Source organism: Salinivibrio sp. IB868 (genome assembly GCF_001995655.1).
Lineage (GTDB): Bacteria > Pseudomonadota > Gammaproteobacteria > Enterobacterales > Vibrionaceae > Salinivibrio > Salinivibrio siamensis.
In genome coordinates, this window is record NZ_MUEW01000002.1 from 76,231 (window position 1) to 100,301 (window position 24,071).

The 24,071-nt window shown below is 51.5% G+C and carries 25 protein-coding genes; 18 read left to right on the top strand and 7 right to left on the bottom strand.

Annotation, left to right across the window (positions count from 1 at the left end; all coding sequences use genetic code 11):
- Positions 1 to 7 precede the first annotated feature (7 nt).
- From BZG20_RS02405 to BZG20_RS02420, 4 genes are read left to right on the top strand one after another with little or no spacing between them, the layout of a single operon-like run.
- Positions 8 to 790, top strand: coding sequence for a ParA family protein (locus BZG20_RS02405; RefSeq protein ID WP_046074927.1), 783 nt, complete (start codon positions 8 to 10; stop codon positions 788 to 790).
- Positions 777 to 1,952: a chemotaxis protein CheW gene (locus BZG20_RS02410; protein ID WP_077578016.1), complete on the top strand. Its 1,176-nt coding sequence runs from the start codon at positions 777 to 779 to the stop codon at positions 1,950 to 1,952. Before BZG20_RS02405 ends, BZG20_RS02410 begins: the two co-directional genes overlap by 14 nt.
- 34 nt (positions 1,953 to 1,986) lie before the next feature.
- Positions 1,987 to 2,475: a chemotaxis protein CheW gene (locus BZG20_RS02415; RefSeq protein ID WP_046074925.1), complete on the top strand. Its 489-nt coding sequence runs from the start codon at positions 1,987 to 1,989 to the stop codon at positions 2,473 to 2,475.
- Positions 2,475 to 2,909, top strand: a complete 435-nt coding sequence (locus tag BZG20_RS02420; RefSeq protein ID WP_046074924.1) for a DUF2802 domain-containing protein — start codon at positions 2,475 to 2,477, stop codon at positions 2,907 to 2,909. The genes BZG20_RS02415 and BZG20_RS02420 overlap by 1 nt, the downstream gene beginning before the upstream one ends.
- Positions 2,910 to 2,930: 21 nt before the next feature.
- On the opposite strand, the gene BZG20_RS02425 is transcribed toward BZG20_RS02420, so the two are convergent.
- Positions 2,931 to 3,230, bottom strand: coding sequence for an EscU/YscU/HrcU family type III secretion system export apparatus switch protein (locus BZG20_RS02425; protein ID WP_327294534.1), 300 nt, complete (start codon positions 3,228 to 3,230; stop codon positions 2,931 to 2,933).
- Complete coding sequence (locus BZG20_RS02430) at positions 3,230 to 4,039, bottom strand: hypothetical protein (RefSeq protein WP_077578017.1); 810 nt, start codon at positions 4,037 to 4,039, stop codon at positions 3,230 to 3,232. Before BZG20_RS02430 ends, BZG20_RS02425 begins: the two co-directional genes overlap by 1 nt.
- Positions 4,040 to 4,159: 120 nt before the next feature.
- On the opposite strand from BZG20_RS02430, the gene ccmA reads away from it, so the two are divergent.
- The 10 genes from ccmA to BZG20_RS02480 all read left to right on the top strand — a co-directional run bounded on the left by ccmA (position 4,160) and on the right by BZG20_RS02480 (position 12,010).
- Positions 4,160 to 4,777 (top strand): cytochrome c biogenesis heme-transporting ATPase CcmA, encoded by a 618-nt coding sequence (gene ccmA, locus BZG20_RS02435; protein WP_077578018.1) that lies wholly within the window; start codon positions 4,160 to 4,162, stop codon positions 4,775 to 4,777.
- A complete protein-coding gene (gene ccmB / locus BZG20_RS02440; protein WP_077578019.1) occupies positions 4,774 to 5,442 on the top strand; it encodes a heme exporter protein CcmB in 669 nt (222 codons plus the stop codon). Before ccmA ends, ccmB begins: the two co-directional genes overlap by 4 nt.
- Before the next feature lie 28 nt (positions 5,443 to 5,470).
- Entirely contained in the window at positions 5,471 to 6,208 is a 738-nt protein-coding gene (locus BZG20_RS02445; RefSeq protein WP_046074920.1) for a heme ABC transporter permease, read from the top strand.
- Positions 6,208 to 6,414 carry a heme exporter protein CcmD gene (ccmD, locus tag BZG20_RS02450; RefSeq protein WP_046074919.1) on the top strand — a complete coding sequence of 69 codons (207 nt, stop codon included), beginning with the start codon at positions 6,208 to 6,210 and terminating at the stop codon, positions 6,412 to 6,414. Before BZG20_RS02445 ends, ccmD begins: the two co-directional genes overlap by 1 nt.
- Positions 6,411 to 6,896 carry a cytochrome c maturation protein CcmE gene (ccmE, locus tag BZG20_RS02455; RefSeq protein ID WP_046074918.1) on the top strand — a complete coding sequence of 162 codons (486 nt, stop codon included), beginning with the start codon at positions 6,411 to 6,413 and terminating at the stop codon, positions 6,894 to 6,896. The genes ccmD and ccmE overlap by 4 nt, the downstream gene beginning before the upstream one ends.
- Complete coding sequence (locus BZG20_RS02460) at positions 6,893 to 8,857, top strand: heme lyase CcmF/NrfE family subunit (protein WP_077578020.1); 1,965 nt, start codon at positions 6,893 to 6,895, stop codon at positions 8,855 to 8,857. Before ccmE ends, BZG20_RS02460 begins: the two co-directional genes overlap by 4 nt.
- Positions 8,854 to 9,405, top strand: a complete 552-nt coding sequence (locus BZG20_RS02465) for a DsbE family thiol:disulfide interchange protein (protein WP_077578021.1) — start codon at positions 8,854 to 8,856, stop codon at positions 9,403 to 9,405. Before BZG20_RS02460 ends, BZG20_RS02465 begins: the two co-directional genes overlap by 4 nt.
- Positions 9,402 to 9,968 (top strand): cytochrome c-type biogenesis protein, encoded by a 567-nt coding sequence (locus BZG20_RS02470; RefSeq protein ID WP_077578022.1) that lies wholly within the window; start codon positions 9,402 to 9,404, stop codon positions 9,966 to 9,968. The genes BZG20_RS02465 and BZG20_RS02470 overlap by 4 nt, the downstream gene beginning before the upstream one ends.
- Positions 9,965 to 11,176, top strand: coding sequence for a c-type cytochrome biogenesis protein CcmI (ccmI, locus tag BZG20_RS02475; protein WP_077578023.1), 1,212 nt, complete (start codon positions 9,965 to 9,967; stop codon positions 11,174 to 11,176). The genes BZG20_RS02470 and ccmI overlap by 4 nt, the downstream gene beginning before the upstream one ends.
- Before the next feature lie 75 nt (positions 11,177 to 11,251).
- A complete protein-coding gene (locus BZG20_RS02480) occupies positions 11,252 to 12,010 on the top strand; it encodes an MlaA family lipoprotein (protein ID WP_077578024.1) in 759 nt (252 codons plus the stop codon).
- Positions 12,011 to 12,093: 83 nt separating this feature from the next.
- Here the strand turns inward: BZG20_RS02480 and BZG20_RS02485 are convergent, their stop codons facing one another.
- The 3 genes from BZG20_RS02485 to BZG20_RS02495 form a co-directional block, all read right to left on the bottom strand.
- Complete coding sequence (locus BZG20_RS02485; protein ID WP_077578025.1) at positions 12,094 to 13,392, bottom strand: outer membrane protein transport protein; 1,299 nt, start codon at positions 13,390 to 13,392, stop codon at positions 12,094 to 12,096.
- A gap of 274 nt (positions 13,393 to 13,666) precedes the next feature.
- On the bottom strand, positions 13,667 to 14,371 hold the full coding sequence (locus tag BZG20_RS02490) for a DUF3379 family protein (RefSeq protein WP_046074911.1): 705 nt from the start codon (positions 14,369 to 14,371) through the stop codon (positions 13,667 to 13,669).
- On the bottom strand, positions 14,358 to 14,876 hold the full coding sequence (locus tag BZG20_RS02495; RefSeq protein ID WP_046074910.1) for a sigma-70 family RNA polymerase sigma factor: 519 nt from the start codon (positions 14,874 to 14,876) through the stop codon (positions 14,358 to 14,360). The genes BZG20_RS02490 and BZG20_RS02495 overlap by 14 nt, the downstream gene beginning before the upstream one ends.
- Positions 14,877 to 15,352: 476 nt before the next feature.
- Between BZG20_RS02495 and fadI the strand changes: the two genes are divergently transcribed.
- Both fadI and fadJ read left to right on the top strand, forming a co-directional pair.
- On the top strand, positions 15,353 to 16,663 hold the full coding sequence (gene fadI / locus BZG20_RS02500; protein WP_077578027.1) for an acetyl-CoA C-acyltransferase FadI: 1,311 nt from the start codon (positions 15,353 to 15,355) through the stop codon (positions 16,661 to 16,663).
- On the top strand, positions 16,663 to 18,798 hold the full coding sequence (gene fadJ / locus BZG20_RS02505) for a fatty acid oxidation complex subunit alpha FadJ (protein ID WP_077578028.1): 2,136 nt from the start codon (positions 16,663 to 16,665) through the stop codon (positions 18,796 to 18,798). The genes fadI and fadJ overlap by 1 nt, the downstream gene beginning before the upstream one ends.
- A 61-nt stretch (positions 18,799 to 18,859) precedes the next feature.
- Here fadJ and BZG20_RS02510 read toward each other — a convergent pair whose 3' ends face one another.
- The gene (locus BZG20_RS02510; RefSeq protein ID WP_077578144.1) at positions 18,860 to 21,637 is read right to left on the bottom strand and encodes an insulinase family protein; all 2,778 of its coding nucleotides are present in this window, start codon (positions 21,635 to 21,637) and stop codon (positions 18,860 to 18,862) included.
- Positions 21,638 to 21,779: 142 nt separating this feature from the next.
- On the opposite strand from BZG20_RS02510, the gene sixA reads away from it, so the two are divergent.
- Positions 21,780 to 22,271: a phosphohistidine phosphatase SixA gene (gene sixA / locus BZG20_RS02515; RefSeq protein WP_077578029.1), complete on the top strand. Its 492-nt coding sequence runs from the start codon at positions 21,780 to 21,782 to the stop codon at positions 22,269 to 22,271.
- Between the two features lie 45 nt (positions 22,272 to 22,316).
- Here the strand turns inward: sixA and smrB are convergent, their stop codons facing one another.
- The gene (smrB, locus tag BZG20_RS02520; protein ID WP_046074905.1) at positions 22,317 to 22,847 is read right to left on the bottom strand and encodes an endonuclease SmrB; all 531 of its coding nucleotides are present in this window, start codon (positions 22,845 to 22,847) and stop codon (positions 22,317 to 22,319) included.
- Between the two features lie 120 nt (positions 22,848 to 22,967).
- On the opposite strand from smrB, the gene prmB reads away from it, so the two are divergent.
- Positions 22,968 to 23,900: a 50S ribosomal protein L3 N(5)-glutamine methyltransferase gene (gene prmB, locus BZG20_RS02525; RefSeq protein WP_046075040.1), complete on the top strand. Its 933-nt coding sequence runs from the start codon at positions 22,968 to 22,970 to the stop codon at positions 23,898 to 23,900.
- Positions 23,901 to 24,071: the final 171 nt, after the last annotated feature.

Genomic DNA, 24,071 nt, shown 5'->3' on the forward strand with positions numbered 1-24,071 from the left:
GTGGGGCTTGATAGTCTGGAGTATCGCCAACCAAAAGGGCGGTGTTGGTAAGACAACCACCACGGTGACATTGGCAGGATTGATCAGTGAACGTAAGAAACGTGTCCTGCTAGTGGATACGGATCCACACGCTTCTCTCTCGACCTATTTGAATTTTGATTCAGAGCAGCTGCCAGCGAGCTTGTTTGATTTGTTTCAACTACAAACTGTCAATAAAGAGACGGTGAAGCCGCTCATTGTCAAAACACAGTTTGAGAATATGGACTTAATTCCTGCACACATGTCGCTGGCGACGTTAGACCGTGTGATGGGGAACCGGGGTGGCATGGGGTTGGTGCTAAAAAAAGCACTGGATGCATTGGCTGACGAATATGACTATGTGTTGATTGATTGCCCACCGATTTTGGGCGTGATGATGGTCAACGCGTTGGCGGCCAGTCATCGTGTATTGATCCCGGTTCAGACCGAGTTTTTGGCGATGAAAGGGTTGGAACGTATGATGCGCACGTTGCAGATCATGCAAAAGTCTCGTAGCTCTAACTTTAATCTCACTATCATTCCAACCATGTACGACAAGCGTACGCGGGCATCGCTGGAAACCCTACAGGAGCTTAAAATTCGCTATAGCGATCAGGTCTGGGCCTCAGCCGTGCCTATCGATACTAAGTTTCGAGATGCAAGCTTAAAGCATATGCCAGCGTCTTTCTATGCGAAAAATTGCCGCGGTGTATTTGCCTACAAAACTCTATTAACCTATTTGGAGCGACTGGAGCAGGATGAACAAGCATAATGCCCTATCCAGTGGTCAAGCGCTCGACGATTACTTTGAGGCCCTGCTGGATGACTTAGGTGAGGTAGCCCAACCAGGCAAACAGCCTGTAGAGCCCGCTCGTGCTACGCCGGAGGTGTCGTCTGCATCGTACCTCGGTGATGCTTCCCCACGGCTTCAGCCACAACCTGTCACGGAGGCAGTAACACCAGAACCGGTCGCGTATGCTGAACCAGAACGTGACTTGGCGGAAGTTGAGCGGTTACTTGCCCAGCTCAAAGTCGATGAAGAGGCGGAGCTGGAAGCGAAAACGGCGACCCAAACTGAGGAAGACGTTGCCCAAGAGACGGCCGAGCAGGTTGTCGATCCTGTTGTGGAAGAGGCACAAGAGCAAACCCTTGAAACCTATACCATGGCCGATTGGGGGCTTGATGTTGAGGAGCAGGTTCAGGTAGACGAGGCGGTCCCTGAGGTAGAAACTCTTACCGAGACCGAGACCGAGACCGAGACCGAGACCGAGACCGAGACCGAGACCGAGACCGAGACCGAGACCGAGACCGAGACCGAGACCGAGACCGAGGAAGAGGTCAGCGTAGAGGCCGACGTCGTTGCCCCTGAAGCCGATATCGGGGTGACTGAAGAGGTAGAGCAAGCAGCCCACACGCAGGAAACGGTGGAGGCTGACACCCAAGCGGGAGAAGATCTTCCTCCTACTCAATGGGAAAATGCTGAAACTGAAGCAGAGTTTCAGGTATTATTCTTTGAAAGTATGGGCGTGACCTACGCGGTCCCTTTAGCCGAACTTGGCGGTATTCATCAATTGGGCGAGTGCAATCGCCTTATCGGTCGGCCTGATTGGTATCTAGGATTACAGACAGAAAAGCAACAACAGCTTGATGTTGTCGATACCGCTCGCTGGGTGATGCCAGAAAAACTGGCAGATAATCAGCACAGGGACGACTATAATTACATTGTGATTCTGGGCGATAGTAAGTGGGGGCTGGCGTGTGATCAGTTACTCGGCACCCAGGCGCTCAGTGGCAAAGCGATTCGCTGGCGAAAACAAGCGGGAAAGCGGCCTTGGCTAGCGGGCATGGTAAAAGAAAAAATGTGTGCTCTGATCCATGTTCAAGCATTTATTGCTATGTTAAATCAGGGGATTGACGCCAAGGCGATGGCGTAATAACTAGTTACACAGCGCGTAAAGAGGAAAATCAATGTCTCAGGTAGCTGAAGTTCAAAAAGAAGGCGTCAATGACGAGGTGTTGCAGTGGGTTACTTTTCAGCTCGAAGAAGAGACCTACGGCATTAATGTGATGCAGGTGCGTGAAGTGCTGCGTTACACCGAAATTGCACCCGTACCGGGCGCCCCTGACTATGTATTAGGAATTATCAACTTGCGCGGCAACGTCGTTACCGTGATCGACACGCGTTCACGTTTTGGCTTAGCCTCTACCGAAGTGACGGATAATACCCGCGTGATCGTTATCGAAGCCGAGACCCAGGTGATTGGTATTATGGTTGATAGCGTCGCGGAAGTGGTGTATCTGAAAACATCAGAAATCGATACCACGCCAAGTGTTGGCACTGAAGAAAGCGCTAAGTTTATTCAAGGCGTGAGTAACCGCAATGGCGAGCTTCTTATCTTGGTTGATCTCAACAAGCTGTTGACCGACGAAGAATGGAATGAGATGGCAATGCTGTAATGATGGAGCTTGTGCTGACGTGGTCGCCTGTTGCTGTGACGGTGGTGTTTGCCATCGTTGCTTTATGGCGCCTTCGCGCAGAAAAGCGTGCCAGGCAGCGACTAGAGAATAAGCTGCAAGCTATGGAAACCGTGCTCAAGAGTGCGCGTCAACGCCATGACAGCTTAGCGAAGCAATTTAATGAATTGCGGGCAGGTAGCATGGGGATGGGGCAGAAGCTCGCCGATTTATCTGCCAATGTGGATGAGTTGTTAGAAAAGCATGTTGAGCTTGAAATGCAGGATTCAGAAAGCCGCCTCTATAGTCGAGCCAGTAAAATGGTTGATTTGGGCGCGGATGTTGACGAGTTAATGCAAGAGTGTGATCTCCCCAAAGCAGAGGCCGAATTGCTGCTTAATCTGCGTAAACGACAAGCTGCCAATCAGCAGCGCTAACCACTTAAACTCTCCGATACCCTATACCAATGTGTCTATCGGCGTATGTCCCTGCCAGCCTGGCGGGGTCTTTCCTTCCAGTACCCAAGCGTACGCAATCAATTCGGCAATCACTCGATAGAGCTCAGGTGGAATCTCATCATCTTTATCTAATCGGTCTAGCCAGGCGAGTAAATGAGCATCTTGATGAATGAGTGCGCCTTGTTCACTCAAGGCCTCAATCAGCTCCAGTGCGAGTTTATCCGTGGCTTTTGCTTTGACTTTTGGTGCATGGTAGCCGTCATACCCGAGAGCCACTGCTCGTTTTTTATCTTTCATCATTAAACCCTCATGGAAATGCCAGCGGCTGGCACATCACTCTCTGATTCTGGTCCGGTTTCATCGATCTCGTCATTGATGGCTATATCTAAGGCAATCGCTTGATGCGCAAACCGCTCACTGAGCCAGTCAAGCGTCTGATGAATGCGGTGTTTGAGTGTCGCTGTCGGTGCGGTCAGTGTGAGTGCTCTTTCGTGCTTGGACAAGGTTAAGTCGGCACGGACAAATTGGTGCCTAACGGGAAGATATAGGCGAACGTGCCACTGAACCGTTTCCTCAGTGGAGGGAGACGTTTGTTCACCTTGTTTTTTTGCCGTGACACGAACGGGCGGCCGCTGGAGATCGGAAAAAGGTAATACCCATTGCCATTCGCCAGGGCGTGATGACTCAGCCACTCTTTGCTCGGCCATCAGTCTTAATGCACCCGTAAGATTATCGCCCTCTGACTGGGGCGAGAGCCATTGCTTGAGTAGTGTGGCAAGCAACTTATCGGCAGGGCGTTGTGTGAGCCACTGGACAATGGTGTCTGAACTGGTTCCCTGTTGATGGCCGGGAGTGGGAAGCGTCCAAGCGGTAAGTAGTGATTGCATTAACGCTTGGGTTGATGCCGGTTGTTGTCTCATGGTGGCCGTCAGTGCAGGTAACAAATGTAACTGGGCTAACACATCGGCCAACCCTGTGCTGGCCGCGGTATGAATTAGGGTAAATTGTGCCTGCGACAGCGCGCGGCCATCGATTGATGGCAAGGACGGTGAGGCGATGGCTGCGGGTTTTACCATCAAATGCTGTAGATTGGTTGGTGCAATCTTCATGGTTTCTCACAATTATTTACGCGAGTCACACTTTGCAACCCTGTGGTAACTAACAGTCATTTTGACCATTGTGGTACTATGCGTCCACTTTTGTAACACAAGCAGGATGCAACATTTGTCATGTTGGAAGTGAAACAGCTTTGCTGTGTTCGTGATGACCGAGTGTTGTTTGATGCGCTGACATTCTCTCTGGCTCCTGGTGATCTCGTACAAGTAGAAGGCCCAAATGGAGCAGGCAAAACCACATTATTGCGTATCATCGCTGGCCTTGGGTTGGCGGACAGTGGCGAGGTCTGTTGGCAGCAGCAGGCGATCACCCAACAACGCGATGCCTTTTATCGCGATCTTCTTTTTTTAGGTCATACCACAGGGGTCAAGCGCGAACTCACCGCGTTTGAAAATCTGGCCTATTACATGCAGATGCATGGACGGTGTGATCATGATGCAATTTGGCAAGCACTTGCCAAGGTCGGTTTGGCGGGGCGTGAGGATATCCCCGCGGGACAGCTGTCTGCGGGACAAAACCGGCGCGTTGCCCTCGCACGGCTTTGGTTAAGTGACCGGCGATTGTGGATTCTCGATGAGCCGCTGACGGCGATTGATAAACAAGGGGTGAAAGTGCTTGAAGCTGTGTTTGAGCGGCATGTGCAACAAGGCGGAATGGTGCTATTTACCACTCACCAGGACATGTTTGTGGGTCACCCGCTATTGCGTCGTATTCGTTTGGGGGCGCAATGATCAAAGCGATGTGGTTGATTATTCGCCGAGAGTTAAAAGTCGCTTTTCGTCAGCCGGCTGATAGTCTCAACCCTTTGTGGTTTTTTATTATTGTGATCACCTTATTCCCGCTCGGTGTTGGGCCTGGCCCTCAGTTACTGCAGACCATCGCCCCCGGCATTATCTGGGTCGCGGCATTACTGTCTGCACTGCTGTCACTTGAGCGTTTGTTCCGTGATGACTACCTTGATGGGTCGCTTGAGCAAATGATGTTGATGCCCGTCCCCTTGCCGCTGTTAGTGATTGCTAAAGTCATTGCCCACTGGTTATTGACCGGCTTGCCCTTGTTATTAGTCAGCCCAGTGTTGGCGTTATTGCTATCGCTAGATGGGGTCCAGTATCAAGCGGTGGTGATGACCCTATTGTTGGGCACGCCCACATTGAGTTTTGTTGGCGCGATCGGGGTTGCCTTAACAGTGGGTCTTCGCAAGGGAGGTGTTCTTCTGAGCTTGCTGATCCTCCCGCTTTATATTCCTGTACTGATTTTTGCCACCTCAGCAATTGATATGGCGGGATTCGGTGCAGACATCAATGGACAGCTGGCGATCCTTGGCGCCATGTTGGCTGGGTCCGTCACCCTGGCCCCCTTTGCTATCGCCGCCGCGTTGCGTGTGAGCGTGAACTAATTATTAATCAGGAAGTAGAGCAATTGTCATGTGGAAGTGGCTTCACCCTTACGCAAAGCCGGAAGTGAGCTACCGGCTGTGTGGAAAACTTCTCCCTTGGTTTGCTGTGTTGGCAGGCTTGAGCTTGGTTGTGGGCATGGTTTGGGGCTTAGCCTTCGCGCCAGCAGACTACCAACAAGGCGATAGTTTTCGCATTATCTATATTCATGTCCCTGCCGCTATTTGGTCGATGGGCGCCTATATGTCGATGGCCATCGCGGCGTTTATTGGTCGTGTTTGGCAGTTAAAAATGGCGGATTGGGCGGTGGGTGCTATTGCACCAGTGGGGGCCGTGTTCACCTTTATCGCCTTAGTCACTGGGGCCATTTGGGGCAAGCCCATGTGGGGCGCGTGGTGGGTGTGGGATGCACGCCTCACGTCTGAGTTAATTCTATTGTTCCTCTACATTGGTGTCATGGCTTTGTATAACGCGTTTGACGATGCACGCACGGCCTCGCAAGCGGCGGGGATCTTGGCGATGGTGGGGGTGATTAACCTGCCTATTATCCACTTTTCGGTTGAATGGTGGAACACGCTGCATCAAGGCGCCACGATCACTAAGTTTGCCCGCCCCTCGATCGACCCTGGGATGCTTTGGCCGTTACTTGTTTGTTTATTAGGCTTTGCCTGCTTTTTTGTCGCCTTGACCTTGATGGGACTGCGTAATCAAATTTTATTAAGAGAGTCTCACCGGCCTTGGGTACGTGCACTGGCGGAGGGGAAATAATGCATTTTGAGAGTTTTAGTGCGTTTTTAGCGATGGGAGGCTATGCCGCTTATGTCTGGAGCGCATTTGGTATCACGGCGGCTGCGATGCTGGCACTCATCCTTGGTTATCGATGGACACATAAAAAACGCCTGCAAGCGGTCAAACAGCAAATCGCCCGTGAGCAGCGAATAAAAGATGCACAAGCACTGGAGAACACATTATGACGCCCCGACGTAAAAAACGGTTGTGGATCACGTTAGCGTTGCTAATTGGTGTTTCGACCACTATCGGTTTGGTTTTGTATGCCTTGAACCAAAATATGGATCTGTTCTACACACCGACTGAAATCGTGCAAGGCAAGCCGGATGGAAGCAAGCCCGAGGTGGGCCAGCGCTTAAGAATTGGCGGCATGGTGGTGGAAGGTTCAGTGAAGCGCGATCAGGAATCGTTGCAAATTCAGTTTGACGTTGCCGATGTGGGTCCCGCCGTCACCGTGACGTATGAAGGTATTTTGCCGGACCTTTTTCGGGAGGGGCAAGGTATTGTCGCCCAAGGCGTGCTGGTTAACTCACGCACTGTGAAAGCGAGTGAGGTGTTGGCTAAGCATGATGAAGAGTATATGCCGCCTGAGATAGCCGAGGCGATGGAAAAGAATCATCAGCCGCTTGAATACACAGAGGAGCAAAAACAAGGTAGTCAGTTATGATTGTTGAGCTCGGGCATTATGCGTTAATCCTGTCGTTGGGACTGGCGCTGTTATTGAGTTTCTATCCGCTGTATGGCGCCAATCAAGGCCATGAAGGGATGATGAAAATGGCGCGCCCTCTTTCGGTGGGGATGTTCGCCATGTTGCTGTTTTCCTTCATTGCATTGAGCTGGGCGTTTTATACCAACGACTTTACGGTGGCCTATGTCGCGAGCAACTCCAACAGCGCCTTGCCTTGGTACTATCGCTTAACCGCAGTTTGGGGGGCGCACGAGGGGTCACTGTTACTTTGGGTGCTGATTCAGGCGCTTTGGACCGTGGCGGTGGCGGTATTTAGCCGCGGCATGCCGTTGTCTTCGGTCGCACGGGTATTGGCCGTGATGGGAATGATTTCGGTCGGTTTCTTGTTGTTTATTATTCTTACCTCGAACCCGTTTGACCGCACCTTGCCTTATTTCCCCGTCGACGGGCGTGACCTCAACCCATTGTTGCAAGATCCGGGACTCATTGTGCACCCTCCTATTTTGTACATGGGGTATGTAGGTTTTTCGGTCGCCTTTGCGTTTGCTATTGGTTCACTGCTCGCGGGACGTTTGGACACCGCGTGGGCGCGCTGGTCGCGTCCTTGGACCACCGCCGCATGGTTATTTTTAACCTTGGGCATCGCGCTCGGCTCTTGGTGGGCCTATTACGAGCTTGGCTGGGGCGGCTGGTGGTTCTGGGATCCGGTCGAAAACGCCTCATTTATGCCTTGGCTGGCGGGAACCGCTTTGATGCACTCTTTAGCTGTGACAGAAAAGCGTGGCACCTTTAAAGCGTGGACGGTATTACTCGCCATTTCTGCGTTCTCACTTAGCTTATTAGGGACATTCTTGGTGCGCTCCGGGGTGCTGGTATCAGTGCATTCGTTCGCCTCCGATCCGGCGCGTGGCTTGTTTATTCTTGGCTTTCTTGTGGTGGTGATTGGCGGTTCATTGCTGCTTTATGCGATGCGCGCCTCTGAGATCAAAGGGCGCACAAAGGTGTCGTTCATTTCACGAGAAAATGCCTTGCTGGTTAACAATACCTTGTTAATGACAGCGCTTGTCATCGTCCTCATTGGCACCTTATTGCCGCTTGTGCACAAGCAGTTGGGCCTTGGCTCGGTGTCGATTGGCGAGCCCTTCTTTAACTTCCTGTTTGCGTGGCTGATGCTACCGTTTGCCTTTTTCCTCGGCATTGGACCTTTGATTCGCTGGAAGCGTGACAAGCTGTCAACCTTAGCCAAACCGATGCTCGTGAGTGGTATTGCGGCTGTTGTTCTAGGTGTCGGTGCCATCGCAACCTTAGCGGACAGTTTCAAAGCGATGGCGGCAATGGGCGTAACCATGGCGCTGTGGATCACCTTCCTGCATGGCTATGAGCTTCACTTGCGTGCTACCCATCGTCATGCCTTTACGGTAGGGATTAAAAAACTGGGGCGCAGCCATTGGGCCATGGTGCTGGGTCATATCGGCCTTGCGATCACCATTATTGGGGTGGCAATGGTTGAGAATTATGACATTGAGCGTGATGTCAAAATGGCGCCGGGCAGCAGCGTCACTTTGCAAGGTTATACCTTTAAGTTTACCGACTTATCAGACAAGCAAGGGCCTAACTACCAGGGTTACGTGGCCTCGTTTGATGTATACCGTGGTGACACCTTTATCAACCATTTGGATGCCGAAAAACGGTTCTATTCAGTGCAGCGCTCGATGATGACTGAAGCGACCATCGATCGTGGCTTAACGCGTGACCTATACATCGCCATGGGTGAAGAGTTGCCTGATGGCTCATGGGCAATGCGACTTTACTACAAACCCTTTGTGCGTTGGATTTGGTTTGGTGCCATTGTCATGGCGCTGGGCGGTGCGCTGGCGATCAGCGATAAGCGCTACCGGTTTCGTCGCAAGCGGGTACCCAAGCAGGAGGCCAGCGTATGAAGAAGGTACTGTGGTTTTTGCCATTATTGGCGTTTGCGGCACTGGCGGGCTTTTTTGTCGCTCAGCTCGACAACAACGCCAAAGGGGATGATCCGACTAAGCTGGAGTCAGTCTTGGTCGGTAAACCCGTGCCCGCTTTTCATCTCGAGGATCTACAAACGCCGAGCAAGGAGTATGACCAGGCCATTTTCACAGGCGAACCACTGCTGCTTAACGTATGGGCCACCTGGTGTCCGACCTGTTATGCCGAACACCAGTTTTTGAATAAACTGGCGGCGCAAGGGGTAAAAATCATTGGGCTTAATTACAAAGATGATAGGCAAAAAGCGGTCAAATGGCTGAACAACCTGGGCAACCCCTATCAGATTAGTTTGTACGACGGTGATGGGATGTTAGGGCTTGATTTGGGTGTGTACGGTGCGCCGGAAACGTTTTTGATTGATGGAAACGGCGTGATTCAGTACCGGCACGTGGGTGATGTGAACGCTCGTAATTGGCAGGAGACCCTCAAGCCGAAGTTCGACGCATTGAAGGAGGTTGACGGATGAAGCGACTGATCCTACTCAGCGTGCTGTGGCTGAGCGCGACCTTGGCGTTAGCGAGTGCGATTGACGTGTACCAATTCGACTCGGCCGAGCAAGAGGCTCGGTTTCGTGCCCTTACCAGTGAGTTACGCTGTCCTAAGTGTCAAAATAACAGCATTGCCGATTCTAACGCCGAGCTTGCGCAGGATTTACGCCAAAAAGTGCACCAAATGTTACAGCAAGGTCGGACGGATGAAGAGATTCGCAGCTTTATGATCGCACGTTACGGCAACTTTGTGACTTACAATCCGCCCGTCACCGCATCAACTGTAATTCTATGGCTGGCGCCTGCGCTGGTGCTGATGTCTGGCGTGGGGGTGATGATAGTGCGCAGCCGACGTGCCAAGCAGACCATCAATCACGCGTTGAGCGATGAGGAGCAGCAACGACTCGATGCGCTGTTGTCATCGACAGAAGGGGATGATGATTCACCTGCAGGCACCTCAGCAACGAACATGGATACCCCCGCGGAGCAACCGGCGTCATCTGAGCATGCGTCAACCCAGCAAAATAAGGAGCCAAAATGATTGAGTTTTGGGGCGCGACCTTGGTGTTTTTTGTCCTTGGCGCAGTGATGTTTTTGTGGCCCCTTTGGCAAAAAAGTGAGCACGATCATCAGGGGAGCCGTGATGCACTCAATAAAGCCTTTTACTTTGACCGTGTGGAAGAAATTGAAGCGGAAAGTGCTGAAGGCTTAATCGATAATGCACGCGATCTGAGGCAGGATCTGCAGCAATCATTGCTGGACGATATCCCAGAAAAGGAGAAAGCCAAACAAGCGCGTCATTTGCGCCTGACGCCGATGCAGTGGGTGCCAGGTTTAGTCGTGCTGGCGGTGGTTAGCTTCGGCTTATATGGCATTGAGGGCAGTGCCAACCAAGTAGCGCAGTGGCAACAAACTGCCCAACAGTTACCGTCATTGTCCAAGCGTCTACTGGACAATGAACAGCCGCTGACGCAACAAGAGATGCAAGACTTAACCTTGGCGCTGCGCACGCGCTTGCAGCATGAGCCGACCGATAGTACAGGGTGGCTGTTGCTGGGTCGTATTGGCCTTGCTAATCGAGACGGTGAAACGGCCAAGGGCGCAATGGAAAAAGCCTATGCCTTGGCGCCTTCACAACCTGATGTTCAAGTCGGGCTGGCGCAAGCCTTGTTGTTTGCCGGTGATGAGGCAGACAGTGTGCGGGCACAGAATTTATTAAAATCCGTGGTGAAAGCGGATCCCTTTAATCTGCAGGCGATGTCGTTGCTCGCTTATCAAGCGTTCGAGCAAGGGCGATATCAAGATGCCATTGCCACGTGGAAGGCGATGAAAACCTTGATAGGCAGTGACGATCCGCGTAACCAGACGTTAGATCAGTCGATCGCACGTGCGAAGCTAGCGCTTAACAGCGCCGATGGTGCGAAAGTCGCGGTAACAGTGGCACTGGGTCAGCAAGTGCAGTTACCCCAGGACGGCGTGGTGATTATTTCCGCGCATGCATCGGCAAACTCACCGATGCCAATCGCGGCCAAGCGCCTGCCTTTATCGAAGTTTCCCTTGTCTGTAGATTTAGCAGACACTGACAGCTTAAATCCTAATCAGGCGTTATCCTCGTATGATAAGGTGGTGATTCGGGCGCGGATTGACCAAGACGGCAATGTGGCCACCAAGCAAGGTGATTGGATTGGGCAGAGTTCTGAGGTAAGCGTGGGCAGCCAGGCTGAACTGGTTATCGACAAACAGCAATAACCAAGACAGAATAGTCATCATTGTTAGCAAGGCTGGGCATTCCCAGCCTTTCATTATGTAGAGGAATGCCATTTAATGTGGAAACGTCTGTGTTTGATGGTGGCGGTACTTGGCCTGCTAACCGGTTGTGTATCACGTCCACCAGGGGCAGAGCCGCACCCTGAAGACCCGCTAGAAGGCTTTAACCGTGCGATGTGGACGGTCAATTACGATTACTTGGATCCCTATGTCGCGCGCCCCGTCTCGATTGCGTATGTCGATTATGTGCCGAGCCCCGTGCGTACCGGGATTTCTAACTTTTTGGGCAACCTCGAAGAGCCTGCCAGCTTTTTGAATAGTTTGATCATGCTGGAAGGCGAGAAAGCCGCGACCCATTTTAACCGCTTTTGGATAAATACCTTTTTTGGCTTGGGTGGCTTGATTGATATCGCGTCAGCGGCTGATATTCAAAAATATGATCAGCGCGAATTTGGTGATGCGATCGGACACTATGATGTGGGAACGGGCGCGTACATTATGCTGCCTGGCTATGGCCCCACCTCGGTGAGAGAGGGCGCGGGCGAAGTCGTTGATGGCCTGTATCCGCCGCTTGCGTTACTCACCCTGCCGCAGTCGGTTTTAAAATGGATGTTTGATGGGATGGAGTCGCGCGCCGCGTTAGTGTCTCAAGAGTCGCAATTGGATAACTCACCGGACCCTTACGCGTTTGCCCGTGAGGCTTACCTGCAAAACCGCCGCTATCGTGCCAAAGGGGATGAAGCGCTTGAGCAACAACCTGCTTTGGATGATGAGTTTCTCGATGATTTTATCGATGATATCGATGCCGCTCCGTAAATCAGCGTAAGCGAGTTAGGTAAAACGCGATAAAAAACACCACGGCCAAAGCCGTGGTGTTTTTGTTGGATAAGGCGTGATGCTTAGAAACGATAGCTGGCTTGCACGCCGACTAACCACACATTACCGGTGGTTTCGCCTTCAAAGTTACCACCAAACGCTGAGCCTGACTGGTCGGACTCAATACCATCACGCGGCTCTTTCACCGGGGCATCTTTGGCAAACACATAGGTAAACGCCGCATCCAGCGTGAGCTTGGGGGTCACGTCATAGCCGGCGCCCACACTCAACCACGTCCGGTCAGTTTCTGGGATAGTCAGGGTGCGGTTTTTATCGCTTACCGCCGACGTGTCATAGGCAACGCCTGAGCGCAACGTCAGTTTCTGATCCCACTGATAGGTGGTGCCGATGGCAAAGCGGTAGTTATCTTCCCAGTTTTCTACTTTCACCATCTTTGGATCACTCGAAAGGGAGGGAATGTTCGCCTCGAGTTTGTCAAAGCTGCTCCACTCGGTCCAGTTAATACTGGTGTGTACCGCCCACTGCTCAGTCAGTTGATGCAACGAAGAGAGCTCGGCGGTCGCGGGGAGGGTGAGATCCATACTGCCTGAGTAGTGACGGTTTGGATTACTTGAGTCATAGCTTAACCCTTCGGCATGCCCCTCAAGTGTTAGATCAACCTCTGAGCGATAGTTAACGCCGACCCGGTGCTTATCATTGATGTCGTACACAGCACCCAATTGCCAACCCCAAGCACGATCATCGCCTTCCATGTATTTAAGGGTAGTCCCTTTCGGATATGGGCCGTATTGCGCGCTACTTTTCGCTCCAATACTGCCTTCCCCCAGCACATAACGAAGACCGGCGCCGAGGCGTAATTGCTCGGTGGCTTTCCAAGCGATATTAGGGTTGATTTCAAAGGTAGTCACCGCCGCTTCGTTACCAAACTGAGTCCCAGTAAAGTCATTGCCTAAATCGGTTTCCATGCCAAAGTTGGTCGCCAGGGCTAAGCCTGCGGTAAAGCGATCGTCGATTTGATGGACAAAATAGAAATTAGGGATCACGGCATCATGGGCAACATCATCGGTTGACGTTGCAGTCTTTTTATCATTCGAGATGTTTGTGTTTGTCCCATCAATATCAACGTTAGGGTTCACGTAGATGCCACCGGCTGATACTTGCGTGTCGGCAAGGTAGCTTAATAGCGCAGGGTTACGAAATTGCGCACTGGCGTTATCCGCCATTGCTGCTTCCCCTGCGAAAGCGCGGCCAAGGCCGGTTGCTGAGGTTTCTGCGAGCTGAAAACCGGCACTGTGTGCGGTCGTGGAAAGAGAGCCGAGCGCGGTGGCGACGGCAAGATAAACGATCTTATTATTTTTCATCTGCTTACTTGTTCGCTGTATAAAGGGAGGCCTAGAGTAAAAGCTCGCGTGCGTAAATCAATTTATCGCTACGATAAAGGGTAAAAACAAAATAATGAAACAACAAAAAACGAGTTTTTAGTGTTTTTATCTGCTGTGTTGGCGGGGATTTAAGCGACGAAGGATGAACTCAGCGCACACCTGTTACACATTAGGAGGCGAAAAGTCGTTGGCGCGGAAGGGAAAATCACAGCATGCGCCCTCTCTGCCTGCCGAGAGGGCGTACAATGCGCGATTAGATCGCTCTGGGGGTGAGTTGTTGTTGCAGTTGCTCGGCAATGGGGGCGGCAGCGCTTGTTGCCTCGCCGACCACGATCACGCTCGCCGATTGCACTGGACGGCTGATGGCTTGCATTTTGCCATCATTTTTCTGCGCGGGTGCCTGACTGGCAGACGGCACCACAAACACCGTATACGCTTGTCCATCCGTTTCCATCACCATGTGCAACGCATGGTGATCACCGAAACTACAATGGTTGATGTAAGTGACTTGGCCTGGTAGCGCATTAAAGGCCTTGCCAAACGGTTGTAACTTCGCATTGACTTGCTCAATGGTCGCCCCCTCGTTAATGCCTTCGATAAAAGCATGCTCGTGATAATAGTGCGCCAATGCCGTTTGATTAAGATCCAGCGTGGCACTGCCCCAGTTAAATTGACCGAGCGCGATGCCAAACACAAACGCAATAGAGGCCGCGATGGCAAGGTGCCAGCGAGGACGTTTTACCTGTTGCGCCACATCGGTGGTTTGTGAAAACAAAATTTTATCGGGCAAATCTTCAGGCACCTCAACGCGAAGCGCCTGGTCGATTTTACTGTCCAACTCCGCGATATCGTCCGCATAACGCTGGTGGTGGGTGGACTCAGTTTTGGCGGCTTGCAACTCAGGATCGGTATCATAAGGGTCTGCAAGTAGGCGGCGGCGAAATTCAAGATCGTCCATACTGTTGGCCTCCTGAGGTTGCGGCGGTATCCAGTGCTTCTTTAAGTTGGGCGCGAGCGCGAAAAAGACGAGTCATCACTGTGTTTTTGTTCAAATCCAAGATTTGGGCGATTTCGTCGCCGCTAAAACCGGCAATTACTTGTAAGACCAAGGGCTCGCGATATTCCGGTGATAAAGCGGCAATCTGCCGGTGTAGCCAGCGTTGTTCCATGGACGCTTCTTCGCTGGGTCGCGTTTTGTCTTCCAATTCGCCATCGTCAATGTCCACATGGTCAAACTGCTTCCGTTCGAAGCGCCTCGCATTCTCTCGGCGCAAAATGGTGATTAGCCAGGCTTTGGCTGCCTTGTCATCTTGCAAACTGTCTAACGAGCGCCAAGCGCGTAAGCAGGTTTCTTGCACCAAGTCTTCCGCGATATGCGGGTCTTTTGCTAACCAGTAGGCATAGCGGTAGAGGTCACGATGCCATGCGCGCACCAATGCCTCGTATCGTGCTTGTCGGGTCATACCGGATGAGCCTTTATCCATGGATTAGTCAGCCTATAAAGACCGAGTGATTTGTCATTTTATTTCATCTTAGGTGAAAAATCGGTACAAGTTTGATCTGTTTCAATATTAGAACCCGACAAGTCGGTAAAGTGACTCCTGTCGTTATCGGCCATGTGTCGACACTCGTGAGGTTGAGTGAACGGCGTTTCCTTTTTGAATGATATGACTTTCTGTTCGGATCTGGGTGCGGGAAAAGCACTGCACACTTCCCAGATTATCGTTTTGCTTTCCAATATTTTTGGGGCCTGCGTTCGCGCAAGGCCCCTTTTTTTATTTGCTTCTCCGTTGGTTTACCATGAACCATTGTGGTGACACGGGTAGCGGATCTGTGCGCCTGTTGGCAATCTTACCAATCAATTAAAACGGATGTTTTAAGCTGGTAACAATTTGGTTACACTTGTGGTCAGACCTGTAGAACATCCTAAGGAGCAGTGATGACGTCTCAGCAACACCTCAAAACCAGCAATGGTGATCGCATTGCTATTGTGTCTGGGCTACGCACACCCTTTGCCCGCCAATCAACCGCTTATACTGACGTGCCAGCGGTCGATCTCGGCAAAATGGTGGTACAAGAGATGCTCAACCGAAGCAGTATTTCCCCGAAAGACATTGATCAAGTGGTGTTTGGTCAGGTGGTGCAAATGCCTGAAGCGCCAAACATTGCTCGCGAAATCGTGCTAGGTACCGGCATGGATATTCACACCGATGCCTACAGTGTCACGCGTGCCTGTGCCACCAGCTTTCAGGCGGTCGCCAATGTGGCAGAGAGTATGGTTGCAGGCACTATTCAAGTGGGTATTGCCGGCGGGGCGGATTCATCATCCGTACTGCCCATCGGCGTTAGCAAAAAACTGGCGCGGACATTACTAGACTTGAGCAAGGCGAAAACCATGAGCAAGCGATTAAAGCTGCTCAGTAAGCTTTCGGTGAAAGATCTGGCTCCGGTTCCGCCCGCCGTGGCTGAATATTCGACGGGGCTGAGCATGGGGCAAACGGCCGAGCAAATGGCAAAGTCGCATCAGATCCCACGCAAAGAGCAAGATGCGCTAGCGCTGCGCTCCCATCAACTGGCGAGCAAAGCTTGGGATGAAGGCTTGCTCAGCGATGAAGTGATGACGGCCTATCCCGAACCTTACAAAACATGGATTGCACAAGATAATAACCTGCGCCCCGACTCCACGCTGGAGGACTACGCTAAGTTGCGTCCTGCATTCGACCGTAAGCATGGCTCGGTCACGGCGGCCAATAGCACGCCGCTGACTGATGGTGCGGCTGCGGTATTGATGATGCCAGAAAGTCGCGCGAAAGCATTGGGTCTTGAGGTGCTCGGTTACATTCGCTCGTATGCGTTCTCCGCCATCGGGGTGGAAAAAGACATGCTGATGGGCCCTTCTTACGCCACACCACTTGCGCTTGATCGTGCGGGGATTTCTCTTGCGGACTTAACCTTGATTGATATGCACGAGGCGTTCGCTGCGCAAACCTTATCCAATGTTAAAATGTTTGCCTCTGACGCCTTTGCTCGTGAGCATTTAAATCGTGACCGCGCGATTGGTGACATCGATATGGATAAATTCAACGTGTTAGGGGGGTCAATCGCCTACGGCCATCCATTTGCCGCGACAGGCGCGCGGATGATCACCCAAACCTTACGTGAATTAAAACGTCGTGGCGGCGGATTAGCATTGAACACAGCCTGTGCAGCAGGTGGCCTAGGCGCAGCAATGATCTTGGAGGCAGAATAATGACCACAGAAACCCATCAAGCCTTTCATTTAACGGTTGCTGATAACCAAATAGCCTGGCTGACCATTGATGTGCCGGGCGAGAGCATGAATACGCTGCAGTCAAGCTTTGTTGAGGGCGTTTCCGCGGTATTAGACCAACTCGAAAACGATAAAAGCGTGAAAGGGCTAGTGATTCACTCGGGTAAGCCAGATAACTTTGTGGCCGGTGCAGACGTGCGCATGCTCGAAGCCTGTGACAGTGCCGAGCAAGCCCGCGATATTGCCGCGCAAGGTCAGGCTCTGTTTTCACGCATTGAAAAGCTTCCATTTCACGTGGTGGCCGCCATTCATGGCCCTTGCCTAGGTGGTGGGCTGGAGCTCGCGCTTGCCTGTCACAGCCGGGTAGCCACAGATTGGGAGAAAACGCGCCTTGGCTTGCCAGAAGTACAACTAGGCTTGTTGCCAGGCTCGGGCGGTACACAGCGACTCCCTCGCCTTATCGGTGTGCCTGACGCACTCGATATGATGCTAACGGGCAAACAGTTACGCGCCAAAAAAGCGAAAAAGCTTGGTGTGGTGGATGACTGTGTGCCAGATACCGTTTTGCTCGACGTGGCCGAACAGCTGGCGCAGAAATCGAAACCAAAACGCAACCGCAGCTGGCAAAGCTGGATGCTGAGTGGGAATGCGGTTGGGCGTAACATCGTCTTTGATCAAGCAGGCAAAAAAGCGCGAGCGAAAACCCGTGGTAATTACCCTGCCGCCGATGCCATTTTATCCGTGGTGAAAAAGGGCCTCGATAAAGGTTTGAAAGCCGGCTTTGAGGAAGAAGCGCGCCAGTTTGGTGAGCTGGTGATGACGTCGGAGTCTAAAGCACTTCGTAGCATTTTCTTCGCGACCACCGCGATGAAAAAAGAAAACGGTGCCGATGCTGAGCCCAGCGATATCAGTCGTATTGGCGTGCTTGGCGGTGGCTTGATGGGCGCGGGGATTGCGCATGTTTCGGTCGCAAAAGCGGGTTATCCCGTACGCGTGAAAGATGTGAGCGAAGATGGCATTTTGAATGCTCTGCGGTATAGCTATCAACTGCTGGACAAAAAACGCAAGCGTAAACAGCTCAGTAAGGCCGAGCTGCAAGCGACGATGATGCAGCTATCGGGCGATACACAGGCGACGACCCTCTCTAACTCGGATGTGGTGATCGAAGCGGTATTTGAAGATTTATCGCTTAAACACCGCATGGTGGAAGAGATGGAGTCCATCACCGAGAAGGACGCGATTTTTGCTACCAATACCTCGTCATTGCCTATCCACCAAATCGCTGAAGGCAGCCAGCGCCCGGAAAACATTGTGGGCTTGCACTACTTTAGCCCGGTAGAAAAAATGCCACTGGTGGAGGTGATCCCCCATAAAAACACCAGTGATAAGACGATTTCGACTGTAGTTAAGCTGGCGCGCCAGCAAGGTAAAACGCCGATTGTGGTCGGTGATAGCGCAGGCTTTTACGTCAACCGGATCCTTGCCCCTTATATGAATGAGGCCGCGCGCGTGTTGTTGGCTGGAGAAAGCATTGAGCATATCGACACCGCGCTATTGGACTTTGGCTTCCCTGTTGGGCCTATCACCTTACTTGATGAGGTGGGCATTGATATTGGCGCTAAGATAGCGCCTATCCTGACGCAAGAGCTTGGGGAGCGTTTTGAAGCGCCGGATGTTTTCGATGTGCTGCTGAATGACGACCGCAAAGGGCGTAAAACAGGTAAGGGCTTCTATCGCTACGATGCCAGCAAAAAAGGCAGCAAGGCTAAGCAGGCCGACAAGAAAGTCTACAGCTTGCTCAATATTACCCTTAACGCCCAGTTGTCCGGTCATGAGGTGGCGCAGCGCTGCGTATTGATGATGCTCAATGAAGCGGCACGATGCCTCGATGAGGGCGTGATTCGTTCTGCACGTGACGGTGACATCGGTGCGATCTTTGGTATCGGCTTCCCGCCGTTCTTGGGCGGACCTTTCCGCTATATGGACCATATCGGCATTGACCGTGTGGTCAACTTGCTCAACGAGCATCAAAATCGTTACGGTGAACGATTTGCTCCTTGTGAGCGCTTAACCGTGATGGCCAAAGAAGGGCAGGTGTTTTACCCCGAAAGCTAACCGTTAGCCAGCCAATGATAGAAAGGGCAGCCAGTGGCTGCCCTTTCTATTGATTGGGAGATTAGTCCTCACTACGCTGACATAAAGCGCGGAAGGCAGCGATATCCGCAATCGGATAGGCACCGTCTAGGTGTGCATCTTGTTGATGTTCAGTCCCGCAACTGTGCATGACTAATCTATCTGCGGTTCTCGGTTTAAGTGTATTGACCACAAATCGCACCATATCCGCGCGACTGAGTGTCGCCATCGCCTCTGCAACCTGCTCGCGACGTTGGTATTGATAGTCTTTGTTGCCAATACTGATCCAGTAACGTTGAGCGCGAGCTCGTAGGTTATTATCCGGCTCTCTCACTTGTGCCAATAAGCTTTGCTTGCTGCTTTGCCAGCTTGCCTCCGTCATTTCTAACAGCACCATGAAAAAAGCATTGAGAAAGTCGTCAATCGCTGCCATTAACTGGTTGGGGCCTGCCATGGGGGACTGCACATAAAAAATCAGTCCAGGGTGGCGGTTTAGCGGTAAGTTATTAGCACCAACCATATAACCTAATTGCTGTTTGGTGCGCAGTTCGTTGAAAAAAGTCGCCGACATCAGGTGGTTGGCCAAGGTGTAGGTCGCCACAGCTTGAGGGTCGGTCGATGGGCTTTGGTAATACACTAAAAGTGCTGACTCAGCATGCGCAAGAGGGCGCTCAAAACTAACGGTACCGACGCCCTCTAGTAAGGTCAACGGACGCACAGACTCCTGATACGCTTGTCCTTTCACGCGCAAACTGTCTTTGACAGTTTCTGCTAAGGCCTTGGCATGATGGCGGTGCCAATTACCATACATAAACATATCGACATGCAAGGTGGCGAGCATGGCATCGACAAAGTCAGGTAAGTCACTCAGGGTCACCGTTTCCAATGCCGCTAAAAGGGCGTGATACGGTGGATTATTAGGCTGAAGCAGCCCGGTCATGCTGTTATATAATTGGCTCAGCGGCTTGTTCTTTTCTGCGTTTTCCCAGCTGCGTTGCAGCTGCGCTTTTATGGTCTCGAAGCGCTCAGGGTTGAAACTGCGCTGAGAGAAGGTTTTCAAGATAAGTTCGAGCAATAGCGGCTGCTTGTCATTGAAGCCACTGAGTGTCAGCGTTACCCCACCTTGGTGCGCGTATAAATTGTAATTTATTCCCGCAATTTCAGCCTGATAGGCTTGCTCATTTAGGGCTTCGAGCAACATTTCAACACTTAAACGGGTCATGACAATGTTTTTCACCGTCGCCACGGCATGTGGGCTATCGATGGCGATATAGATGTGGCCTTTAGGCACGCGAAAGTGGGGTTCTTGGCCATGCCAAAGGCGGAAACCAGGTAGCGCTTCAATTAAGCTTGGTACCTCGCTGGCATCTTGCTCGATAGCCAGTGGATGCAGGGCATCGGCAATATAAGGGTTGGGGTCAGGCAGTGTCAGTGCCGGTGAAATGTAATCGGTTTTCCATTTGGCAATTTGTTGCGTAGAAAAGCGTTTCACCGCGTAGGGCGTGTGATACCAATCGGCGCACTGATCGTAACTTAGCCCTTTGGCAACCAGCATCACGCGAAGATTATCGACGCTCATATGTTGTAGCATGGCTTGAATCTGGTGGCGATCAAACCCTGTCATCATGTAGTCGCCATACAGAAGATCGGCTGGCGCATAATGCTGCATGTTCATCACCAAATGACTGACGGTATCAATGGGTCGGTGCGGGTCTTGGTAATGAAATGCCAGCTCTTGGACTTGTCGTTTTTCTTGATAACGCCAAGGTTGTAATCCATCGCGCCGAATGAGGGCAATGGCTTGAAAAACATAGGCAATAATGTCGTCGAGATGGCTAAGCCCTAATGGCGTCAACGAAAAACCGAGGGTAAATTCACGAAAATCTCGCCCGCTGATCCCACCACCCGCAGACAAGGTGTTGATATAGCCCTTATTTTTTAATAGTGACATTAAACTCCCTGGCCCCTCATACCCCAATAAATGGGCAATGTAAGACAAAGGCTTAGTGCGGTATTGCTCGGGACTTTCAGGGACAGAAAACGCCAAGGTGAGCTTACGAACGTCTTTTAAAGGTTCAATGCTCACCCATTGATGCTGCTCATTTTTGGTGACTAAGGGCGCATTGATGGCAAGTTCGGGGTAGTGATGGTTGGCAATGGCGGAAAAATATTGTTTCGCGAAGCGATCAAGCTCATCCAATGACTGTGGCCCGGTCAATGCCAGTGTCATAAGATTGGCGCTGTAGTTAGCTTGGTAAAAGGCGATGAGATCATCACGCACATTGGAGTCATCGCGGTCCGCGAGCGTCTCGACACTGCCAACGGAGAACTTGGCAAATGGATGGTTGGGGTTGATGGTTTCTTTATGAACTTGATAGATACGTCGCACGTCGTCATTGAGCTTCATGCGATACTCGGCGTCGACCGATTGGCGCTCTTTATCCACGGCATCAGCATCAAAACGCGGTGAAATGAAAAATGCGCTGAAGCGATCTAAGCTCGCGGCGAACTGGCGGGGGCGAATATCGAAAAAGAAGGTAGTGTGTTCTGTGCCTGTCCACGCGTTATTGTGGCCACCATGCTGGCTAATAAAGCGCTGAAAGTCACCGATGACGGGGTACTGCTCAGTCCCCAAAAAAAGCATATGCTCAAGAAAGTGGGCCAGCCCTTGTCGCTCGTCTGGATCGTGGAAGTGACCGACATTCACTGACAATGCTGCGGCACTACGATGCGCATATGGGTCATTCACCAATAAGACACGTAATGCGTTAGGAAGCGTGATATAACGGTAGTGTTTATGGTCGTTAGGGCTAACGTGCACAAGCATCTCACTATCAGAGTAAATAAGTTAGTAGTAAGTATGACTACCAGTGACCAGAGTCGCAAACCACTTATTTGGTCTTTTGCGGTTCATCTTGATAGCATGCAGCCAATCTTGGCATATGAATGTGGGTATTAAGGCGATGAAAGTAATCATAATGCGTCATGGCGAAGCGCAAGCATTTGCGGCCAGTGATAGCGACCGCGCGCTAACTGCCAATGGTGAACAACAAAGTAAACAGATGGCGACGTGGCTGAACCAACAATTAGATGGAAAAGTGATTGATAAAGTGTTGGTGAGCCCTTACTTACGTGCGCAACAGACATGGCAGGTATGTGCGCCTTTATTACCCGATGCAAAAGAGGTGATCACGGAAGAAGAGATCACCCCTTATGGGCAAAGTGATCGTGTCTATGATTATGTCAATGCAATGATAGAGGTTGAGACGCTCGACGTGGTCTTGGTGGTCTCTCATCTGCCCTTAGTCGGATACCTCACTAACGAGTGGGTGCAAGAGGGGCAACCGCCAATGTTTGCGACCTCAGCCATGGCCATGATAGAAGTGGACGTCACGACCCATCAGGCGTCGCTGAGTGCGCATATGTCACCACGACAGCTTTTGAATCCGAAATAGATAAAGCGGCTTGATGCTGACCTGTTTCTTTAGCGACAGGTTGCTTTAGCGTTCAGGCACTTCAATCAACACCAGCAAGGCGGCATCCCCACCAAACTCACGTGGGGCTTGGTGAAACGCCATCACATTGGGGTGTTGTGCTAGCCACAGTGGAATTTTGTCTTTGAGTACGCGTTTACCAATCCCGTGCATTACGCTGGCGCAACGAATACCGTCTTTCACACAGGCCGCGAGCATCGCCCCCAGCTCTCGTTTGGCTTCTGTTTGGGTCATCCCGTGTAAATCGAGATAGATATCGGGCACATACACACCACGGCGAAGCCGCTTGACCTCGTATTTAGAGACATCCTGGCGGGCGTACTGCATCGGACCCGATTCACTGAGCAGCGGCTCGAACTCATCGGAAAAGTAAAACGCATGATCGCTACTCTGTCGCTCAAACTGACGTTGTTTGCGCGTTTTGGTCGTCTGGCGTTGTGGCGGGTTTATGGTATCCTGCTTCAACTTTTTTGCGCCTTTGACGGCATCACGGAATAGCGCCAAGTCCTCTTCCGTCATCGATGGTTTTTTGCTCATAAAAACTGTCCCCGAGGTGATGACCTGAATTGTACATTCAGCCAGCTCAAAATGCTGCTTATTGTACTGACCTCGCGTCAAAGGGCGACCCCCAATTGCATGAAGCCGATGGAGGCCAATGTGGATACGATTTTTACTGAAGAGGTGGTCAGCGAGTTACATACGCTGCAAGACATGCTGCGCTGGACCGTCAGTCGTTTCAATGCGGCAGGCTTGTTTTATGGCCACGGCACCGATAACGCGTGGGATGAGGCGGTACAGCTGGTCTTACCGACACTCTACTTGCCGATCGATGTGCCCTCAGAAACGCGCTTTTCGCGTCTGACCACCAGTGAAAAGCATCGTATTGTTGAGCGTGTCATTGCACGTATCAATGATAAAACACCGGTTGCCTATCTGACCAACAAAGCGTATTTCTGTGGCTTAGAGTTTTTTGTCGACGAGCGCGTGCTCGTTCCACGTTCACCGATTGGTGAGCTTATCCAGCAAGAATTCGCTGGCATCTTGCCTCACCCGCCTCGCCGGATTATGGATTTGTGCACGGGCAGTGGTTGTATCGCTATCGCGTGTGCTTATGCGTTCCCTGAGGCAGAGATCGATGCGGTGGATATTTCCACCGACGCGCTGGATGTGGCTGAAATCAATATTCAGGATCATGGCTTGGAAGAGCAAGTGATCCCGATGCGATCGGATTTACTAAAAGATGTCCCGCACGATAAATACGACTTAATTGTGAGCAACCCACCGTATGTTGACGCGGAGGATATGGACGACTTACCGGATGAGTTTCGCCATGAACCTGAGCTGGGGCTTGCCGCCGGCACGGATGGCTTAAAGTTAGTACGGCGTATGCTTGCTAATGCCCCCGATTATCTCACAGAAGAGGGCGTATTGGTCTGTGAAGTCGGCAACTCGATCGTGCATATGCAAGAGCAGTATGGTCATTTGCCTTTGCACTGGATTGAGTTCGAAAACGGCGGTCATGGCGTGTTTATGATCAGCCGCCAAGACCTCGTTGCGTGTGCCGATGAATTTGCGCTTTATCGCGATTAGCGGCAAGGCGTCTTTTCGACATAAAGCCAGCCTCGAGCTGGCTTTTTTATTCTCTATCACTGACAAGCGTTGCCTCATGCGCCTGGATTTTTTTTGCGTCTTTGGTTGCTTTATGGTTAATTGCTAACAAAGTACGCAAAAATACAACAATGCCCATCAGGCAAGTAGAGG

What these genes read in the sequence shown, in the direction of transcription:
- sixA (WP_077578029.1), top strand. Translation starts at nt 21,780, where the DNA reads ATGAAAGTAATCATAATGCGTCATGGCGAAGCGCAAGCATTTGCGGCC.
- BZG20_RS02430 (WP_077578017.1), bottom strand. Translation starts at nt 4,039, where the DNA reads ATGAAGATTGCACCAACCAATCTACAGCATTTGATGGTAAAACCCGCA.
- fadI (WP_077578027.1), top strand. Translation starts at nt 15,353, where the DNA reads ATGACGTCTCAGCAACACCTCAAAACCAGCAATGGTGATCGCATTGCT.
- smrB (WP_046074905.1), bottom strand. Translation starts at nt 22,847, where the DNA reads ATGAGCAAAAAACCATCGATGACGGAAGAGGACTTGGCGCTATTCCGT.
- BZG20_RS02480 (WP_077578024.1), top strand. Translation starts at nt 11,252, where the DNA reads ATGTGGAAACGTCTGTGTTTGATGGTGGCGGTACTTGGCCTGCTAACC.
- BZG20_RS02445 (WP_046074920.1), top strand. Translation starts at nt 5,471, where the DNA reads ATGTGGAAGTGGCTTCACCCTTACGCAAAGCCGGAAGTGAGCTACCGG.
- BZG20_RS02460 (WP_077578020.1), top strand. Translation starts at nt 6,893, where the DNA reads ATGATTGTTGAGCTCGGGCATTATGCGTTAATCCTGTCGTTGGGACTG.
- BZG20_RS02490 (WP_046074911.1), bottom strand. Translation starts at nt 14,371, where the DNA reads ATGGACGATCTTGAATTTCGCCGCCGCCTACTTGCAGACCCTTATGAT.
- ccmE (WP_046074918.1), top strand. Translation starts at nt 6,411, where the DNA reads ATGACGCCCCGACGTAAAAAACGGTTGTGGATCACGTTAGCGTTGCTA.
- BZG20_RS02465 (WP_077578021.1), top strand. Translation starts at nt 8,854, where the DNA reads ATGAAGAAGGTACTGTGGTTTTTGCCATTATTGGCGTTTGCGGCACTG.
- fadJ (WP_077578028.1), top strand. Translation starts at nt 16,663, where the DNA reads ATGACCACAGAAACCCATCAAGCCTTTCATTTAACGGTTGCTGATAAC.
- BZG20_RS02415 (WP_046074925.1), top strand. Translation starts at nt 1,987, where the DNA reads ATGTCTCAGGTAGCTGAAGTTCAAAAAGAAGGCGTCAATGACGAGGTG.
- BZG20_RS02485 (WP_077578025.1), bottom strand. Translation starts at nt 13,392, where the DNA reads ATGAAAAATAATAAGATCGTTTATCTTGCCGTCGCCACCGCGCTCGGC.
- BZG20_RS02420 (WP_046074924.1), top strand. Translation starts at nt 2,475, where the DNA reads ATGATGGAGCTTGTGCTGACGTGGTCGCCTGTTGCTGTGACGGTGGTG.
- ccmD (WP_046074919.1), top strand. Translation starts at nt 6,208, where the DNA reads ATGCATTTTGAGAGTTTTAGTGCGTTTTTAGCGATGGGAGGCTATGCC.
- BZG20_RS02495 (WP_046074910.1), bottom strand. Translation starts at nt 14,876, where the DNA reads ATGACCCGACAAGCACGATACGAGGCATTGGTGCGCGCATGGCATCGT.
- BZG20_RS02410 (WP_077578016.1), top strand. Translation starts at nt 777, where the DNA reads ATGAACAAGCATAATGCCCTATCCAGTGGTCAAGCGCTCGACGATTAC.
- ccmB (WP_077578019.1), top strand. Translation starts at nt 4,774, where the DNA reads ATGATCAAAGCGATGTGGTTGATTATTCGCCGAGAGTTAAAAGTCGCT.
- BZG20_RS02425 (WP_327294534.1), bottom strand. Translation starts at nt 3,230, where the DNA reads ATGATGAAAGATAAAAAACGAGCAGTGGCTCTCGGGTATGACGGCTAC.
- BZG20_RS02470 (WP_077578022.1), top strand. Translation starts at nt 9,402, where the DNA reads ATGAAGCGACTGATCCTACTCAGCGTGCTGTGGCTGAGCGCGACCTTG.
- ccmI (WP_077578023.1), top strand. Translation starts at nt 9,965, where the DNA reads ATGATTGAGTTTTGGGGCGCGACCTTGGTGTTTTTTGTCCTTGGCGCA.
- ccmA (WP_077578018.1), top strand. Translation starts at nt 4,160, where the DNA reads ATGTTGGAAGTGAAACAGCTTTGCTGTGTTCGTGATGACCGAGTGTTG.